We start from the raw sequence: 16416 nt of genomic DNA, 5'->3' as shown, positions 1-16416 counted from the left end.
CCGGTTGCGTTGGGAAACACTCAGCGGTGCGGGTGTTGTCTACGCGGTCAGTGTGCATCACCGGCCGGCGCTACCCGCGTTGGCGGACAAGGTGCCGTATTCGGTTGTGCTGGTAGACCTTGCGGAGGGAGTACGCATGATGTCCAACGTCTTCGGGCCACCACCCGCGGTGGGCGACAGGGTCGGGGTGACCTGGCTGCCCTTGGACGATGGTCGCAATCTGGCGGTGTTCGAGCCCCGATGATTACCGAACTACAGCGGCACCGGGAGGAACTCGTGCTGCGACATGTCGCCGCCGAGAACGCCCGCGATCTCGATGCGGTGATGGCTACCTTCACTCACCCTCGTTACGAAATCATACCTACCGGAGCAGTTTTCGACGGAGATGCCGCGGTGCGCGCGATGCTGGTACAGCAGTGGACGGACCTGCCGCTGCTGCGGTATTCGGCTGCGTCGCTCTACCACGGCGACGACGGTCTAATCGTCGAAACGCGCACCACCGCGCCGGACACGCCGATGGATATGTTGAGTATCAATCTGTTCGGCTTCCGCGGGCCGGATCTGATTCTGGAACGCTGCTATTTCGACCGGACGCTGCTGGCAGCACAGTTGGCGTTACTCATTTGAGCCGGTGCCGGTAACCGGCTAACACCTCCCGGCGCTAACGAACAGCAACAGAACGATTGGACACATTCCGTTCTATTGTAGACTTTTGGCAAGGCGCGCACCGCGAAGGAGTAGCAATGACCACGCAGTCAGACGCCGGTGTCGGGACGCTGAGCCGCGAACGTGCCCTCGACCTTTACCGCTTGATGAGCCGGGTGAGCCACGCCGATCAGCGCGTACGCAAGGGGTTGTCGTCCGGCGAGATCGCGATGAGCTACTGGCCTGTGACGGGACAGGAGGCGATGTCGGCCGGAGCGGCTCTGGCGTTGTCGTCTTCGGACCAGCTGGTCACCACCTACCGCGGGCTCGGGGATGTAGTCGCCAAGGGAATCGACTTAACCCGGTATTTCGCCGAGATCCTTGGCCGCGGCACCGGATTGTCCAAGGGCAAGGCCGGAGCGATGGGAATCTTCGACCCCGAGCACGGCATCGCCTGGACCACCGGCATCGTCGGGGCGGGGCCGTTGATCGCCAACGGCATTGCGCTGGCCGCCGAGATTAGGGCCACCGGGCAGGTTGTGCTGGTGAGCTTCGGCGACGGCGCGACGAGCATCGGGTACGTCCACGAAGCCATGAACATGGCGGCGCTGTGGTCACTTCCGGTGGTCTTCTTCTGCCAGAACAACGCCTGGGCAGAATCGACACCCGTAGCCGGCTACACCCGCTCGAGTCCGTTGTCCGATCGCGCCGCCGCTTACTCGATCCCGGGGGTCACCGTCGACGGTGACGATCCGGTGGTGGTGTACCAGGTGGTGGCCGAGGCCGTGGAGCGCGCACGCTCGGGTCAGGGCCCGTCGTTCGTCGAGGCGGTCGGATACCGACTGCAAGGCCATTACTTCGGCGACCAGATGTCGTACGCCGACGCTGCCGAACTCGCGGCCAAACGCGCCGACCCCCCCTTTGCCAGATTCCGGCAACGGCTTCTCGACGACGGCGCGGCCTCGGCAGACGAACTCGCCCGTGTCGACGCAGATCTGGCCGCCGAAATCGACGCAGCATTCGTCGCCGCTCGCGACGCCGAGCCACCGGAGATCGACGAACTCAATCGCGACGTCTTTGCCGCGGGTGGCACCGAAATAGCCGCACCGGTAACCCATTACGCCCCGGTACCGGACGGCGAGAGCGAGAATCTCGGGCTCGTCCAGGCCATCAACCGCACGCTCGATCGTGCCATGGCGAAAGACGATTCGATCATCCTGCTGGGCGAGGACATCGCCGACGAGGCGGGCGGCGGGATGTTCAGGATTACGGCCGGGCTGTCCACCAAGTACGGCACCAGCCGTGTGCGCGATACCCCGATTGCCGAGTCGTCGATCGTCGGTGCTGCGCTCGGGGCCGCGCTGGGTGGCCTCCGGCCGGTGGCGGAGCTGATGTTCATGGACTTCCTGGGTGTCGCCATGGACCAGATCGCGAACCACGTGGCGAAGATCCGGTATTTGTCGGGTGGCCGGCAAGGTGCTCCGGTGGTTATCCGCGCCATGGTCGGCATGGGCGCCGGTCCGCAACATTCGCAAGCGTTCGAAGCGTGGGCGATGCACACACCAGGTCTCAAGGTGGTATGGCCCAGTACCGCTGCCGACGCAGTCGGCCTGCTCAATAGTTGTCTGGCTGACGACGATCCGTGCCTGTTCATCGAGTCGATGAAGCTGTTCTACGGTGGCGGTAAAGGCCCGGTGCCAACTGCAGACTACTCGATCCCCCTCGGCCGGGCCGACGTCAAGCAGTCCGGCACCGATGTCACGATCTGCACCTACGGTACCGTCGTACACGCAGCACTGGAGGCTGCGAAACAGCTTGCCACTGAGGGTATTTCGGTTGAGGTCGTCGACCTGCGGACGTTGGTGCCCCTGGACCTCGAGACCGTGCTGCAGTCCGTGCGAAAGACGACGCGACTAATTGTGGCGCATGAGTCCGTTCAATTCTGCGGTCCCGGAGCCGAGATCGCGGCCGCCGTCGGAACCGCATTGTTCGGTGTGCTGACCAGCCCTATTCAGCGTGTCGCCGGCAGCTATACGCCGGTGCCCCGCGCGGCCAACCTCGAAGCGGCCTGTCGCCCGGATGCCGGCCGACTCGTCGAGGCGATCAGGGGGATGATGTGATCGAAATCCGGATGCCCAAACCGGGCGACGCGATCACCGAGGCGGAAATCACCGAGTTGTACGTCGAAGACGGCGCTCCGATATCAGCGGGCGAGCGTCTCTATCAAATCGCCACCGACAAGGTCGAGATGGACATTGAGGCCCCGGCCAGTGGGGTGGTCAGCTGGAAGGTAGCAGCCGGAAACACCTACGACGTAGGCGAACTGCTTGCTGTGATCGGAGAGCAGTGACGCCGCTGCCATACTCGGCCATCGTGGACCTGGGTGCGCCGGAGCTGATGGGACGCATCACAGGTGACACCCTCACGGTCACCATCAACCGGCCCGAAAAGAAGAACGCCGTCAGCGCCGACGGCTATCACGGCATCAAGCGGGCCGCAATGATCGTCGCCGACGAACCCGCTCTGAGTTTTCTGGTCATCACCGGTGTCGGCGAGACGTTCTGCGCCGGCGGGGACATGAATGCGGTGGGTAACCCCGATCGGCAATGGGAAGCGTTCACCGAATCCTATGACGGCACGCCGTTCGAAACCCTCGGCAAGATACCCAAACTGGTGGTTTGCGCGGTCAACGGCATCGCCCTCGGCGGAGGCCTGGTGATGACGCTGTTCGCAGACCTGGTCATCGCATCCGACCGGGCCCGCTTTAGGGTTCCAGATCTCACCCGCGGGGTGTATGAAGCGTTCGTGGCGGCGCGGCTGCCGCAGCGACTCGGCACCCTGAGGGCCAATCATCTGATTTACGGCAATGATTGGATCGACGCGGTGGAGGCCGAGCGACTGGGCCTGGTCGGCAGGGTGGTTCCACACGACTCACTTGAGGCCGAAGTGGGCAGGCTGCTGGAACGAGTTCGCAAAACCGGGCCGGCGGCGCGCGCAGCAGTCAAGCGCGAAATGGCTCGCGCCTTGCCTCCGGTCGACGTCACCGGCTACTGGTCCTCGATCGGCACCACCGAGCAGATCGAGGCATTCACCGCATTCCTGCAGAAGCGGCCGCCCGAGTGGCCGGTGGGCCACGATCGCGACGCATTCGTCGAGACCCGCCGGCCGGCGTGGTTGGTGCCGTCCGACGGTTTGAGTCAGGCCGACTGACCGCTCCTATCGGACCAGCAGGCCCCGGCAGAAGCTGCTCAGGTACTTCTCCAGCACCCCCATGCGGACCGCCGCGTCGTCACGGTTGGTGATCAGCAGCCCGTACAGGCCGATCAGGAAGAAGACCCCGCTGTACTCGGCCTCGACGTCGCCGTAAACCTCGCCCCGGTCGCGCGCGAGCTCGATCTGTTCGATCACGATGTGGACGAGCGGGTGGGTTCCGGAGTCACTGAGTTGGGGTTGGCTCGGCGAGAAGTAGAGGCTGAGGACGTCGCGAAACAGGATGTGGCCGAGCCGTTCCTCTTCGGCTGCTACGAGCCGGATGATCTTCAATAACGCGGTGGCGAGGTCTTCGACCGACGACAACGCTACGGACAGCTCGCTTCCGATTCTGGCTTCCGCGCGCCGCGCAAATTCTGCCAGGGCGTGTTCCTTGGTCGGGAAATGAAAGTAGAAGGTGCCGCGGGACACACCCGCAGCCGAGACGATCGTGCTGATGTCGGCATCTGCCACACCCGAGCGTTCGAACTCATCCACGGCCGCCTGGTAAACGCGCTCGCGGGTCGCAAGGCGCTGTAATTCGCGACCCGTAGCAGCTTCGTTCGCCTGCGTCATCGCCGACCACCGTAACGCCTTCGGAGGGATAGCCGGTACGAGCCCTCCGACTACAACCATCGTATGACACTTGCACACATTGTGTTCTATTATCTACATCGATGACGGAGCTACCGCAGGGCACATCGACGCTGACCGGCTGCGAGGAGATTCTCGTGGCTGAAGACGGCCCCGTGCGAATCGTGACCTTGAACAACCCGGACAACGCAAACGCGGTCAACAATCGGATGCACACCGCATTCACTCGATTGTGGACAGCTCTTGCCGAGGACGCCGATGCTCGTGCGGTGCTGATCACCGGCACCGGTGACCATTTCTCCGCAGGCGGAAATCTGGTGGAGTGGTTGGAAACACACGTCAACAACACGGTGACGCGCCGTGCCGGCATGCGGGACGCGCGCCGGATCGTGCGCGACATGATCGACTTTCCGTTGCCGGTCGTCGCAGCCGTCAACGGTCCGGCGGTCGGATTCGGCTGCAGCATAGCGGTGTTGTGCGACATCGTCCTGATGTCAGACCGCAGCTTTTTCGCCGACACGCACGTTGCCAGTGGGCTGGTGGCCGGCGACGGCGGCTCAGTGCTATGGCCGCTGCTGATGAGCCTGCTCAAGGCCAAGGAATACCTCATGCTGGGTGAACGCATCAAGGCCGACAAAGCGGTCGAGCTTGGTCTGGCCAACCGCGTGGTGGCGCACGCGGATATCAAGCAGGAGGGTCTGGCGATCGCGCACCGGCTTGCAGCGCTGCCCGCACGCGCCGTGCAGGACACCAAGCGCACGCTCAACTTGCACGCCCAGCGAGCGATAACCGGAATACTCGAGTATGGAATCTCAGCTGAGACCGAATGTTTCACGACACCCGAGCATCGCGCCGCGATCGACAAGTTTATCAACCGGTGAACGCACCGCTGATTCTGCGCGAGGACCGCGGCGATGTTGCGGTGATCATGCTCAATCGGCCGCACCAACGCAACGCTCTGACCTACGCATCCTGGACGGAGTTGGCGGCAGCGCTCGATGAGCTGACCGGGGTATCCGGTGTCGTGCTGGCCGGGTCGGCTGGATTCTTCTGCGCAGGAGGCGATTTGAAATCCGGGCCGGCGCACGGTGATGGTGCGATGGGGCCGGCCGGCAGGGTCGAACTCGCGCAGCGGGTCATGGAGAAACTCAGAGGGCTTCCCATGCCGACGATATCCGCGGTCGAAGGTGCCGCCGTCGGACTCGGGTGGAGTCTGGCCCTGTGCTGCGACCTAGTCGTTTGTGCTTCCGACGCCTTCTTCGCCGCTCCCTTCGTGGCACGTGCGGTAGTGCCCGACGGGGGATTGGCGTGGCGTTTCACCCAGCAGTTGGGGAGGCACCGCGCGGCCTCGTTGTTGTTGCGTGGCAACCGGATCCCTGCCGCCGAGGCCGAGCGACTCGGCCTCGTCACCGAGGTCGTCACGCCGGGATCGGCGATCGACGCGGCCGTGCAACTGGCGGCCGAATTGGCCGGAGCCGACGCCGGGGCGGTGGAAATGACCAAGCGGCTGATCAATTCGGCCGAGAACGCGCAGCTCGCCGCATTCCATCCCCTTGAACTCGCGATGGCGACCGTCGCGCAACAACGCTCGGCCGCTGCGACAGGACGGCAAGCATTCGGACAGGACCCTCAGCGCGATTCAGCGGGGCAGGCCTAGACCGGTTGTGGATATGAGGTCACGCTGGATCTCGCTGGTCCCCCCTCCGATGGAGTGGAGCAGCGAAAGCAGCAAGCCTTCGGAGAAATGTCCGTGCAACACGGCATCGGGATCATCTGGCATGAGTTCGCCCGCGGGACCCAGGATTTGCGCACCCAGCGCGCGCAATTCTGCCGTCAGCTCCGAATGGTAGAGCTTCGACAACGAGGGCAGGGCAGGATCCAAGGCACCGGCTGACTGCAGATGCGCCACCCGATAGGACAGGGCGCGACCCACCTCGACCCGTTCGACAGCGTGCGCGAGCGCGATGCGGTTGGTGGGCTCGGCCAAGGGGTCATGCTCGGAACCTTGTCGCGCGCGGCACCAGTCGATCAATTCGTCGAGATAGCGCTGCGCTTGGGCGGCCCGCGTGACGTTAGATCGTTCGACGTCCAGCAGTGCCTTGCCGACCTTCCAGCCGTCACCTTCAGCGCCGACGAGATTGGCGGCAGGCACCCGCACCTCGTCGAAGAATTCCTCGGCGAAAGTGGGATAACCCGTCATCGACCGGATAGGCCGACGCGTGATGCCGGGGGAATCCAGATCGACAAGGAAGAAGGAAATTCCCGCTTGGCGCTTCTCCTTGACCGGTGCTGTCCTTGCCAATACAAAGATCCAGTCGGCAAGTACACCGTTACTAGTCCATGTCTTCTGGCCGTCAAGTACGTAGCAGTCTCCGTCGCGCCGCGCCGTCATGCGTAACGCGGCCAGGTCGGACCCGGCTTCCGGCTCGGAATAGCCCTGGGCCCACATGCGTTCGGAACGGGCGATCGCGGGTAGATGATGCGCCTTCTGTTCGGCTGTCCCGAACTTGAACAGCACCGGAGCCAACATGTTGACACCATTCGTGTTCACCAGAGGCGCGCCGGCGTAGGCGAGTTCCTCACGGATGACGACCTGTTCGACGATGCCGCGGCCGCCTCCTTCGTACTGCGCGGGCCAGTGTGGCACGAACCAGCCCTGGGCGTGCAAATCCCGGCAGAACGACACCGCCCGCTCGTGGGCATCGCGCGGCAGGTAATCGGGATTGGCTGCGGTGTGCCGGAATTCGTCGGGCAGATGGTCCGCCAGCCACTCTCGCACCGAGGCCCGGAGCGCCCCGGTGTCCTCATCGCCGCCGAACCTGATGATGGGCCGCACGGTTCAGGTGCGTTCGGCGGGCTTGGAGCTCTTCTTCATCAGCTCGATCATGAAGTCCTGGAACTCCTTACTGCCAGTCACCATCGCCTGAAGATCGTTCGTCGCCTGCTGGTGCGTGCGGAACCCCATGGTCTCCCACGCTCGGATGATCCCGGACTTGGTGGCCTGCAGAGTGATCAAGGGGGCCTTGGCAATCTTGGCCGCCAGCTCCTCCACGGTGGCCTCGAGCTGCTCGGCCGGCACCACCCGATTGACCAACCCGAAATCGAGCGCCTCGGCAGCAGTCAGCCGCTGCGCTGTGTACAGATACTCCGCGGCCCGTTTGTAGTTCATGAACACCCACGGCTCGAACATCGTCTCGGCGCCGGGCAATCCGAAACCAGGTACCAGAGGCATCTGGAACCAGGCGTCCTCCGAGCAGACCGTGATTTCGGGAATGAGTGCCCAGGTCGTGCCGCCGCCGATGGCATAGCCGTGCACCTGGGCGATCACCGGTTTGGGGAATTCCCACAGTTTCAGGACGGGCCACAGGAACAGCTGCGCCGCTGACCGCCACACCTTCCCTGAAGCATCGAGTTCGGCCTTGAACTCCGGATAGGCACCGGTCGGGATATGACCGGAACAGAACCCTCTGCCGTTTGCCTTGATGATGACGACCTTGATGTTGTAGTCGTACTGCGCGTCCTCGAGGGCAGCATCGAAGCTGTGCACCATCTCCGAAGTCTGCGCATTAGCGGCATCCGGATTATTGAGAATGATGCGTGCGATTGAGCCATCCTTTTCATAGATGACGTGCTCGAGCTCCCGGGTTTCCACGTCTCGTCCTCCTGTCAGCGGTCAGCAGTGCAACTATACAGATAATGTATTACTGTTCTCCAAGAAAGGACGGTGCCGATGACAGCGACAACGGACTTGCGTTGGGACCCCTTCGATCGAGCGCTGCACGCGGATCCGTACGCGGTGTGGAAGCGGATGCGCGACGAAGCACCGGTCTACCACAACGAACAGCACGGCTTCTACGCCCTGAGCAGATTCGACGATGTGCTGAGTGCCTCGCTGGACACCGAGACGTTCTCGTCGGAGCACGGAATCACTCTCGATGCGATCACCGATGAACCCTGGGCACCGCCCAGGGCGATGATCATGATGGATCCCCCCGATCACACGTGTATGCGAAAGATGGTCAACCGCACGTTTTTCCGTACCAAGGTCGCGGAGTTGGAAGAACGCGTCCGGACGCTGTGCCGGGATTACCTGGACCACTTCGTCGGGGGTGGCGGCTTTGACTACGTCCGCGACTTCTCCATGAAGCTGCCGGTCATGGTCATCAGCTCGCTACTCGGTTTTCCCGAGCGTGACCACGACAACCTGCGCGAGTGGTCCGATGCGCAGCTGCACCGCGACGAAGGCACTACCCAGCTGAGCGAAGAAGGGCAGGAGGCCAACGTCAAATTGCTGGGTTACTACGCGGACCAGATACAACGACGACGGTCGGCTCCGACCGACGACATCGTCGGCAATCTGATGACCTCCGACCTGGCCCAGGCCGGTCGCGAAACCCGTCGCCTCGATGACGGAGAGTTATTGATGTTCGTCGCAATGATCAACGTGGCGGGAAACGAGACGGTGGCGCGGTTGCTGGGCTGGGCGGCGCTGACGCTGGCGCGCAATCCCGGGGAGCGGGCCAAACTCGTCGCCCGGCCTGAATTGATCGCCAACGGGGTTGAGGAACTGCTGCGTTACGACGCCCCATCCCCCGTGCAGGGTCGATTCTCCAAGCGCGACACGGTTTATCACGGGACCACAATCCCGGCCGGCTCGCGGGTCGCGCTGTTGACCGGGTCCGCGGGTCGCGACGAACGCCAGTACCCGAACGCGGATGCCTTCGACGTCGAGCGCTCCGGAATCCGCCACGTCAGCTTCGGGCACGGCTCGCACTTCTGCCTGGGTGCGGCTCTGGCGCGCTTGGAAGCTCGCGTAGCGCTGGAAGAGACGCTGGCACGGTTCCCCACCTGGCACGTGGACGAGGAAGCGGTCACCTACGTCCATACCAACACGGTTCGCGGCCCCGCCAGCGTGCCGATCCTGCTGTGACCCCGGATCTCGCCACCCATACCGAGGGCCCGGTGCGCTGGCTGGTTCTGGACCGGCCGGACGTCGGTAACTCGGTGACCCGGGCCATGCAGCGCAGTCTCATCGAGGAGTTGACGCGTGCCTCCGACGATCCGGAAATACGCGCGGTCGTTCTCACCGGTCGCGGAGACAAGCACTTCTGCACCGGCCCGAATCTCCGCGACCCTGGCATGCAGCCCAAGAAGGACCGGGTGGCGGGTGACGCGGCGCGCATCCTGCGTACTGGATCGCAAGCCGTGGTGTCCGCATTGCTCGACTGCGAGAAGCCGGTGCTGTGCGCGCTCAACGGAGTCGCGGCCGGCGTGGGAGCCAGCATGGTGCTCGCGTGCGATCTCATCGTGGCCGCCGAAAGCGCCCGACTGATAGAGCTTTTCGTACGTCGCGGACTTGCCCCTGACGGGGGCGCCGCGTACCTGCTTGCCCGCAAGGTCCCTTTCAACCTCGCCAAACAAGTTCTCTTCTTCGGCGAGGAGCTGTCCGCACCCGAAGCTCACCGCATCGGCCTGTTCAACAAGGTTGTGCCGGACGTCGATCTCAATGACGCGGCGACCGTTTGGGCCCGGCGGCTCGCGGAGGGACCGACCCGCGCCTTGGTGGCGGCCAAGGCCATGCTCAATCAAGCACTCGACGTCGACCGTGACGCGGCTTTCCGAACGGAAGCCCTGCTGGTGGAGCAGGTCGCCGGAACCGATGATGTCGCCGAGGGGATGGCCGCCTTCGGCGAACGGCGCGACCCTCAATTCCGGGGCCGCTGACTACAGGCCGAGTTTCAGCCCGGCACCGGCATCGATGAAGAATTGTTGCCCAGTCACGTAACGTGATTCGTCGGAGGCCAGGTACACCACCATATGGGAGACGTCCTCCGGTTCGATCCACGGTACCGGCATCGCCTGCAGTATGGGGAACACCAGTTCCGCGTCCTCGCGGCTGGGTTCGGCAAGGTCTGGACGAAAAGTTCGATACATCGGAAGGTTGTGCAGCATGCCGGTGTTGACGTTGGTCGGGTGCACGGTGTTGATGCGGATCTGTTCGGGCGCCAGCGTCAATGCCAGGCCCTTGGTGTATTCGCACAGCATCTTCTTGGCGAGGCCGTAGCCGGCGCCGCCCGGACCTTGCGGTCCCCCACCGGTGGCCAGGTCTTTCTGCGGTACCAAGCCGGCTATCGAACCCGTGACGATCACCGACGCGCCGGGCCCCAAGTGCTCAAAGCTGGCGTGTACGGCGTTCACCACGCCGATGAAGTCGACGTCGAACGCGTCGATGAACCCGCGTGAGGGAACCTGATTGCCGAGCGGACAGATCCCGGCGTTGGCCACGACGACATGCAGGCCGCCTAGTTCGGTTACTGCCTGGTCGATGGCCTTCTTCAGTGAAATGCGTTCTCGAACATCGACAACCGCCGTTATCACTCGCCGACCGGACTTCTCGACCAGCTTGGCCGTCTCGTCCAGATCGGCCCTGGTGGCCAGGGGATAGCCATTGGTGGCGATGTCGTCGCAGATGTCCAAAGCGATGATGTCGGCGCCCTCGTCGGCGAGGTGGACGGCATGGCTTCTTCCTTGGCCGCGCGCCGCCCCTGTGATGACGACAACCTTGCCTCCCAGACGCTGCATGTGTCCTCCTCGCCGGCCGTCTGAATTAACAGTAATACATCTTGTGTACTCTTGTAGAGGCCCACCCGCCTACGTGCCCGGAGGGAAGACCGGTGGACGACGACGTGCTCGACGTTGCGGTCCGGAACATGTTGGCGCGTGACGAGATACGGCAGCTGCCCTACCGGTATGCCGCCGCGCTGGAAAGCTCCGACGTCGAGGCGATGGTTGAGCTTTTCGTCCCCCACGCTCGGTTCGGCGACCACGGCACCGGACCCGACGGCATCCGACGACTGATGGCGCAAAGCCTGGAGAACACCGTGTTCGTGGTGATCCTGGTGGCAAACCACTTGATAGAGATCGACGATGCTCAGCACGCCACGGGCCAGGTCTGGGCTCAGTGTTTCGCCCAGACGACCACGGGATTCGTCGAACAACTCATCAGGTACGATGACCGCTACGAAAAGCACTCGGGCGTCTGGCGATTCAGGCGGCGACGACATCGGCTGTACTACGGTGTGCGCCGGCAGCCGTCACCGCTGACGCAACCGGCCGCCCAGTGGCCGCACCGCCAGATCGGTGTGGGTGACCTGCCCCTGGCAGAGCCGGGGTTCCTCGATTGGTGGGAAGACGCTCGGCCATGAACGGCGTCCGTTGCCTCGCCGAAGGACTCGCCTTTCCGGAGAGTCCGCTGCCGATGAACGACGGCTCAGTTCTGGTATCTGAGATCGCGGGTGGGCGGGTCACCCGGGTTGACCCGGATGGGATCTGCCGGCCGTTCGCCCTTACCGGAGGCGGACCCAACGGCATCGCGGCGCTTCCCGACGGACGGCTGGTCGTCTGCCAGAATGGCGGCTCGCGCTTCGGGCTGGCGCCGTGGCCCTACGACTTCGAGGGCTGTGTAAGGCTTTTCCGGCCGGTCGGGCCGCCAGAGCACCCCGTCACCCCCGGGCTACAGATTGTCGACGCCACCGGGGTCGTGACCACCCTTGCCACCGAGTTCACCTCACGTTCCGGCAATACCCACGCGCTGGTAAGGCCCAGCGACATCTGCGTCGACGCCCATGGCGGCTTCTACCTGACCGATGGTGGGACGACCCGTGGTCGCAGCCGCACGGTAACCGGACTGCTCTACGGAACCGTGGACGGTGGCTTGCGAGAGATCGTCTACCCGTTGGAGATGCCCAACGGTGTCGCACTGTCACCCGACGGTGGTTCGCTGTATGTGGCCGAGACGCGCACCCGTCGCATATGGCACTTCGAGCTCGAAGCTCCCGGCGTGGTGGGCCGCTCACGAGGGCTGGCCACAGTGCCCGCCGGCGGACCGCTCAACGTCGGTGGCGCTGACGGAGTGTGCGTCGATGACGCGGGCCGGATTCTGGTCGCCACGCTCGGTACGGGCGGTGTCACGGTTTTCTCTCCCACGGGTGCGCTGTTGGGGGCGATACCCGCCGACGACCCGATGACCACCAACGTGGCCTTAAGTGCCGATGGGCGAACGCTATTCATGACGCTCGCCTCGACAGGCCGGCTGATCGCGGTCGCGGACTGGCACAGCCGGCTACGCCCAGTCACTTGATTTACGTGGCCTTCTGCGCCTTCTGTTCTTCAATGTTGTTCAAGAAGGCCGCCAAACCGACACCACCGTGACCCGCCATCACCTCGTCGTAGTCGTAGGCGGGCGGATCGCCGTCATTAGGCCGCCATCCGCCGTCGGCCGTACAGCTCTTGAATCCCTCTTCCGGAAAGGCGTACCAGCGACGGGCATTGAGTTCGACGATCTTCGCCGCTTCCGCATCGGGGACATCGGCGAGCATCTCCTCGGCGCGTGCCCGGCTTTTCGGCCAGAACGAGTCAGAGTGCGGATAGTCGCACTCCCAGGTGATGTTGTCGATTCCGATGGCATGACGCATCGACATCCCCACCTCGTCTTCGATGAAACAGCCGGAGATGTTGCGCCGGAACAGTTCCGACGGCGCGACGGTCGGATGGATGTTCTGGTAGTACTTGTGCTTGCGCCACACGTAATCGGCGCGCTCCACCAGGTAGGGCATCCATCCCACACCGCCTTCGGAGAACGCCACCTTGAGATTCGGGTGCTTATGGAACACGGGCGAGAAGATGAGTTCTGTGGCGGCCGCCATCGAAGTGGTACCCATCAACGTGATCATCACCGCGAACGGCGCCTCGGGCGCCGTCTGCGGCGGGAATCCGCCGCTGCCGAAGTGCATGACCGCGGTCAGGTTTGTCTCCTCCAGCGCCGACCAGACCGGCTCCCAGTAAGCGGTGTGATAACTGGGCAGCTGCAGGTTGGTCGGGTTGTCCGGCAAACCGATCGCTCGTGCGCCCTTGGCCGCAACCCGCTCTATCTCGGCCACGATGAGCGCCGGATCCCACAGCGGGGTAATCGCCATAGGGATGAATCGGGCGGGGTCGGTGGCACACCACTCGTCGAGTGAAAAATCGTTCCACGCCTTCACACTCAACAGGGCAAGTTCTTTGTCCTCGCCCTCGAGAAACACCGTGCCGCAGAAGCGCGGGAACGACGGGAAGCACAGCATCGCATGCACACCGTCGATGTCCATGTCGGCCAGTCGCGCCTTCGGGTCGTAACAACCGGGGATCATGTCGGCGTAGCGGATCGGGTCCACCCCGAACTCCTCCGGAGACTTGCCGGCAACGGCGTTGAGGCCGATGTTCGGATAAGTCCGGCCCTCATAAACCCACTGCTGCATGGGCGGCGCGCCACTTCGCGGGAAGTCCGCGATCCGCGGCCCCTGTTCGAGGTACTTTTTCGGTAACCGATCCGCCCAGACATGCGGCGGCTCGATGAGATGGTCGTCCACGGACAGCAGCTTCATCGACGGTTGCAACGGCATCGGCCGGTCCTCACATCTATGGGCATTAGGGTACGGTACAACTATACACTTTATGACTATTTGAACATCTCGAGGAGGGCTGGTGGAATCCCACGAGCGTATTCCGCACGACGACTGGGCCGACCAGGACCTACTCACTAAAAGCGAGGCAGCCGAACGCCTTTCGATAGAGATCGCCGAGGTCACCGCGAAACTCAGCGCGGGCGGCGTGCGTTCTGCCGCAGAACGCGAGTTGATGGAACGGCGACTGAGCGGACTCAGGGAGGCCCACCGGCGTTATACCGAGAGCGGTTAACCGCGGGGCAGCCCCAGCACCCGCTGCGCCACGATATTGCGCTGAATCTGCGCGGTGCCGCCGTAGATTCCCGCTGCCCGCGACCATACATAGATGTCCCATTCCAGCCCTTCGGCGAGAACGGGGCCGCTCGCGCGTAGGTCCATCATCGTGTGTCCGAAGACTTGATCGGCGCGTGTCATCAGCAGCTTGTCGACCGATCCCTCAGGGCCGGGAAGTCTTCCGCGTTGCCGGTCGGTGAGCGACCGCTGGACCTTGATCTGCAGTGCACGGAGCTCGACATAAGCACGGCCCAGCGACGCCCGGGCCGTCTGCGAGTCTTCGAGCCAGCCGGTACGGACGTCGTCTTCCAGGCGCCGGAACTGTGTCCAGAGTCGGCTGATCCAGTTGATGTCGCTGGGGCCACGCTCGTAGGCAAGCAACTGGTTTGCGATGGACCAGCCCTGTCCCCGCTCGCCGAGCAGATTAGCCACCGGCACGTCGACGTCGTCGAAGGTGATCTCGGTGAACTCGCGGTTGCGTGCCGCGTTGACAATGGGTCGCACGTCGATGCCCGGGCTCGACATCGGTACCAGCAGCACCGAGATTCCGGCATGCTTAGATACGTCGAACTCGGTGCGGCACAGGAGAAAACACCAGTCGGCGACCGCGCCGAAACTGGTCCAGATCTTGCGGCCGTTGACCCGGAAGACCTGGCCGCCCGGCCCGTGGACCGGCTCGGCGCGGGTCTTCAGGGAGGCCAGGTCCGATCCCGCCTCCGGCTCGGAAAATCCCTGGCACCAACGCACCTGACCGGACAGCAGGCCAGGCAACAATTCCTCCCGCTGCTGGGCACTGCCGAAGAGACGAAGCGCATTGCTGAGGTGACCGACACCCTCGATTGGCGGGGCGCCGGCCCGCCCGAGCTCGTCGTTGAGGATGGCCTCGTAGATCGGTGCCTTACCGTGGCCACCATCCTCGACCGGGAAGGACAGGCCGATATAGCCGGCTTCGTAAAGAGTTCGGTGCCAGGCATTCTGCGCATCGGCGCGGGCGGCCGGATCGTCTGGAACTGCGGCATCGGTCGCATGGTCGGCAAGCCACTGCCGCAACTGCGCGCGGAACTGCGCTTCGTTCGCACTGTCATTGAAGTCCACTGCTACGCCATCTCCCGGTTCGACAACCGCAGGGCCGCGATGGCTTCGTAGTGCTCGGTTTCATCACCGAAGAGCCGGCGGTCCAACAGCATTCGACGCATCCTCAGATGAGAGACGTGCTCCCAGGTGATTGCGATGCCGCCGAATACCTGCGCGCTGGCTTCGACGACCTCCCGGCCGGCCGCTGAAGCGTACGCCTTGGCGGCCATTGCAGCCAGGCGTGCCTCGGCGACTGGCAGGTGGTCGATCGCCCAGGCCGCGTGCCATAAACAGCTGCGGGCACCTTCCACCTGTACCAAGGCATCGGCGAGCAGATGCTGGACGGCTTGGAAGGAACCGATCTTCGCGCCGAACTGGGTGCGTTCGCCGGCGTAGCGCACGGCTTCGTCCAACGCGCCCTGCATGACGCCGAGGAGATCAGCCGCGACAGCGGTCATCCCCAATGCCTCAACGCGACTCCACCGCTCGTCACCGATCGGGCCCCCGATGAGGCGGCCGGGATCGGCCGGATCCACCCGCACTTTCCGGATTGCGCGGGTGAGGTCGAGACCTTCGGTGATCTCGCGCTTGTCAGTGTCAAGCGGGACGCAGACAAGCCGGCGCTGCCCGTCAGTGCGTGACATACCCAGCGCGTGCGTCGCGCCGGCCGCGTCGAACACCACACCGGGTTCGTCCGTCGAGGAGAATCGCGTCAAATCTGTGGCCAGCGCGGGCGCCACCCGAAGGGCGCCCGCTGCCACGAGGGCCAGCTCCTTCCCAGCACCGGCCGCGTCCAGCAGTTCGGTGGCCAGTACTGCTTGGCCGACCACCGGAACAGCGCTGAGGACCCTGGCCAGTTGTTCGACGACGATCGCCGTCTCGACGCCACTGGCTTCCAATCCGCTCAATGACGGAGCACGCAGGGCCGGAACACCAAGTTCCACGATGCGATGCCACTGCGTGTCCAGCGCCGCACCAGAGGGAATCGCCCCGGGGCCGGCGACCGCGAGGGTGGCCGCCAGTCTTGCGACCGTGTCCTGCAGCAATTGCTGCTCGTCGGTGAAAGCGATGTCCATGA

At 64.0% G+C, this 16416-nt stretch carries 19 protein-coding genes; 12 read left to right on the top strand and 7 right to left on the bottom strand.

Annotated features, from left to right (window positions below; genetic code table 11):
• The first annotated feature begins 4 nt into the window (after nucleotides 1-4).
• From AO501_RS00990 to AO501_RS00970, 5 genes are all read left to right on the top strand, one after another.
• Nucleotides 5-244 (top strand): Zn-ribbon domain-containing OB-fold protein, encoded by a 240-nt coding sequence (locus AO501_RS00990; RefSeq protein ID WP_231752284.1) that lies wholly within the window; start codon nucleotides 5-7, stop codon nucleotides 242-244.
• On the top strand, nucleotides 241-627 hold the full coding sequence (locus AO501_RS00985; protein WP_055575905.1) for a nuclear transport factor 2 family protein: 387 nt from the start codon (nucleotides 241-243) through the stop codon (nucleotides 625-627). The genes AO501_RS00990 and AO501_RS00985 overlap by 4 nt, the downstream gene beginning before the upstream one ends.
• Nucleotides 628-743: 116 nt before the next feature.
• On the top strand, nucleotides 744-2765 hold the full coding sequence (locus tag AO501_RS00980) for an alpha-ketoacid dehydrogenase subunit alpha/beta (protein WP_055575904.1): 2022 nt from the start codon (nucleotides 744-746) through the stop codon (nucleotides 2763-2765).
• Nucleotides 2762-2995, top strand: coding sequence for a biotin/lipoyl-containing protein (locus AO501_RS00975; protein ID WP_055575903.1), 234 nt, complete (start codon nucleotides 2762-2764; stop codon nucleotides 2993-2995). The genes AO501_RS00980 and AO501_RS00975 overlap by 4 nt, the downstream gene beginning before the upstream one ends.
• Nucleotides 2992-3855, top strand: a complete 864-nt coding sequence (locus AO501_RS00970) for an enoyl-CoA hydratase/isomerase family protein (protein WP_055575902.1) — start codon at nucleotides 2992-2994, stop codon at nucleotides 3853-3855. The genes AO501_RS00975 and AO501_RS00970 overlap by 4 nt, the downstream gene beginning before the upstream one ends.
• A gap of 6 nt (nucleotides 3856-3861) precedes the next feature.
• Here the strand turns inward: AO501_RS00970 and AO501_RS00965 are convergent, their stop codons facing one another.
• Entirely contained in the window at nucleotides 3862-4470 is a 609-nt protein-coding gene (locus AO501_RS00965) for a TetR/AcrR family transcriptional regulator (protein WP_055575901.1), read from the bottom strand.
• Nucleotides 4471-4571: 101 nt separating this feature from the next.
• Between AO501_RS00965 and AO501_RS00960 the strand changes: the two genes are divergently transcribed.
• Both AO501_RS00960 and AO501_RS00955 read left to right on the top strand, forming a co-directional pair.
• Nucleotides 4572-5369 (top strand): enoyl-CoA hydratase/isomerase family protein, encoded by a 798-nt coding sequence (locus AO501_RS00960; protein ID WP_055575900.1) that lies wholly within the window; start codon nucleotides 4572-4574, stop codon nucleotides 5367-5369.
• On the top strand, nucleotides 5366-6145 hold the full coding sequence (locus AO501_RS00955) for an enoyl-CoA hydratase/isomerase family protein (protein WP_231752283.1): 780 nt from the start codon (nucleotides 5366-5368) through the stop codon (nucleotides 6143-6145). The genes AO501_RS00960 and AO501_RS00955 overlap by 4 nt, the downstream gene beginning before the upstream one ends.
• Here the strand turns inward: AO501_RS00955 and AO501_RS00950 are convergent.
• Together AO501_RS00950 and AO501_RS00945 are read right to left on the bottom strand one after the other, a co-directional pair.
• Entirely contained in the window at nucleotides 6128-7324 is a 1197-nt protein-coding gene (locus AO501_RS00950; RefSeq protein WP_055575898.1) for an acyl-CoA dehydrogenase family protein, read from the bottom strand. The two genes, AO501_RS00955 and AO501_RS00950, sit on opposite strands and share 18 nt — an antisense overlap.
• A 3-nt stretch (nucleotides 7325-7327) precedes the next feature.
• On the bottom strand, nucleotides 7328-8140 hold the full coding sequence (locus tag AO501_RS00945) for an enoyl-CoA hydratase/isomerase family protein (protein WP_055575897.1): 813 nt from the start codon (nucleotides 8138-8140) through the stop codon (nucleotides 7328-7330).
• A gap of 78 nt (nucleotides 8141-8218) precedes the next feature.
• On the opposite strand from AO501_RS00945, the gene AO501_RS00940 reads away from it, so the two are divergent.
• Both AO501_RS00940 and AO501_RS00935 read left to right on the top strand, forming a co-directional pair.
• Nucleotides 8219-9418 (top strand): cytochrome P450, encoded by a 1200-nt coding sequence (locus AO501_RS00940; RefSeq protein ID WP_055575896.1) that lies wholly within the window; start codon nucleotides 8219-8221, stop codon nucleotides 9416-9418.
• Entirely contained in the window at nucleotides 9415-10212 is a 798-nt protein-coding gene (locus AO501_RS00935; RefSeq protein ID WP_231752281.1) for an enoyl-CoA hydratase/isomerase family protein, read from the top strand. The genes AO501_RS00940 and AO501_RS00935 overlap by 4 nt, the downstream gene beginning before the upstream one ends.
• Here the strand turns inward: AO501_RS00935 and AO501_RS00930 are convergent, their stop codons facing one another.
• Nucleotides 10213-11070 (bottom strand): mycofactocin-coupled SDR family oxidoreductase, encoded by an 858-nt coding sequence (locus tag AO501_RS00930; RefSeq protein ID WP_055575895.1) that lies wholly within the window; start codon nucleotides 11068-11070, stop codon nucleotides 10213-10215.
• A 92-nt stretch (nucleotides 11071-11162) separates the two neighbouring features.
• On the opposite strand from AO501_RS00930, the gene AO501_RS00925 reads away from it, so the two are divergent.
• Nucleotides 11163-11693 carry a nuclear transport factor 2 family protein gene (locus AO501_RS00925; protein ID WP_055575894.1) on the top strand — a complete coding sequence of 177 codons (531 nt, stop codon included), beginning with the start codon at nucleotides 11163-11165 and terminating at the stop codon, nucleotides 11691-11693.
• Complete coding sequence (locus AO501_RS00920) at nucleotides 11690-12628, top strand: SMP-30/gluconolactonase/LRE family protein (RefSeq protein ID WP_055575893.1); 939 nt, start codon at nucleotides 11690-11692, stop codon at nucleotides 12626-12628. The genes AO501_RS00925 and AO501_RS00920 overlap by 4 nt, the downstream gene beginning before the upstream one ends.
• 1 nt (nucleotide 12629) lies before the next feature.
• Here AO501_RS00920 and AO501_RS00915 read toward each other — a convergent pair whose 3' ends face one another.
• A complete protein-coding gene (locus tag AO501_RS00915) occupies nucleotides 12630-13928 on the bottom strand; it encodes an amidohydrolase family protein (RefSeq protein ID WP_055575892.1) in 1299 nt (432 codons plus the stop codon).
• 82 nt (nucleotides 13929-14010) lie between these two features.
• On the opposite strand from AO501_RS00915, the gene AO501_RS00910 reads away from it, so the two are divergent.
• Nucleotides 14011-14223, top strand: a complete 213-nt coding sequence (locus tag AO501_RS00910; RefSeq protein ID WP_055575891.1) for a hypothetical protein — start codon at nucleotides 14011-14013, stop codon at nucleotides 14221-14223.
• On the opposite strand, the gene AO501_RS00905 is transcribed toward AO501_RS00910, so the two are convergent.
• Both AO501_RS00905 and AO501_RS00900 read right to left on the bottom strand, forming a co-directional pair.
• Entirely contained in the window at nucleotides 14220-15359 is a 1140-nt protein-coding gene (locus AO501_RS00905) for an acyl-CoA dehydrogenase family protein (protein ID WP_055575890.1), read from the bottom strand. The two genes, AO501_RS00910 and AO501_RS00905, sit on opposite strands and share 4 nt — an antisense overlap.
• Before the next feature lie 2 nt (nucleotides 15360-15361).
• On the bottom strand, nucleotides 15362-16414 hold the full coding sequence (locus AO501_RS00900; RefSeq protein ID WP_055575889.1) for an acyl-CoA dehydrogenase family protein: 1053 nt from the start codon (nucleotides 16412-16414) through the stop codon (nucleotides 15362-15364).
• Between the last annotated feature and the right edge of the window lie 2 nt (nucleotides 16415-16416).

The organism is Mycobacterium gordonae (genome assembly GCF_001417955.2).
Taxonomy (GTDB): domain Bacteria; phylum Actinomycetota; class Actinomycetes; order Mycobacteriales; family Mycobacteriaceae; genus Mycobacterium; species Mycobacterium gordonae_B.
This window is presented reverse-complemented; position numbering and strand designations above follow the sequence as displayed.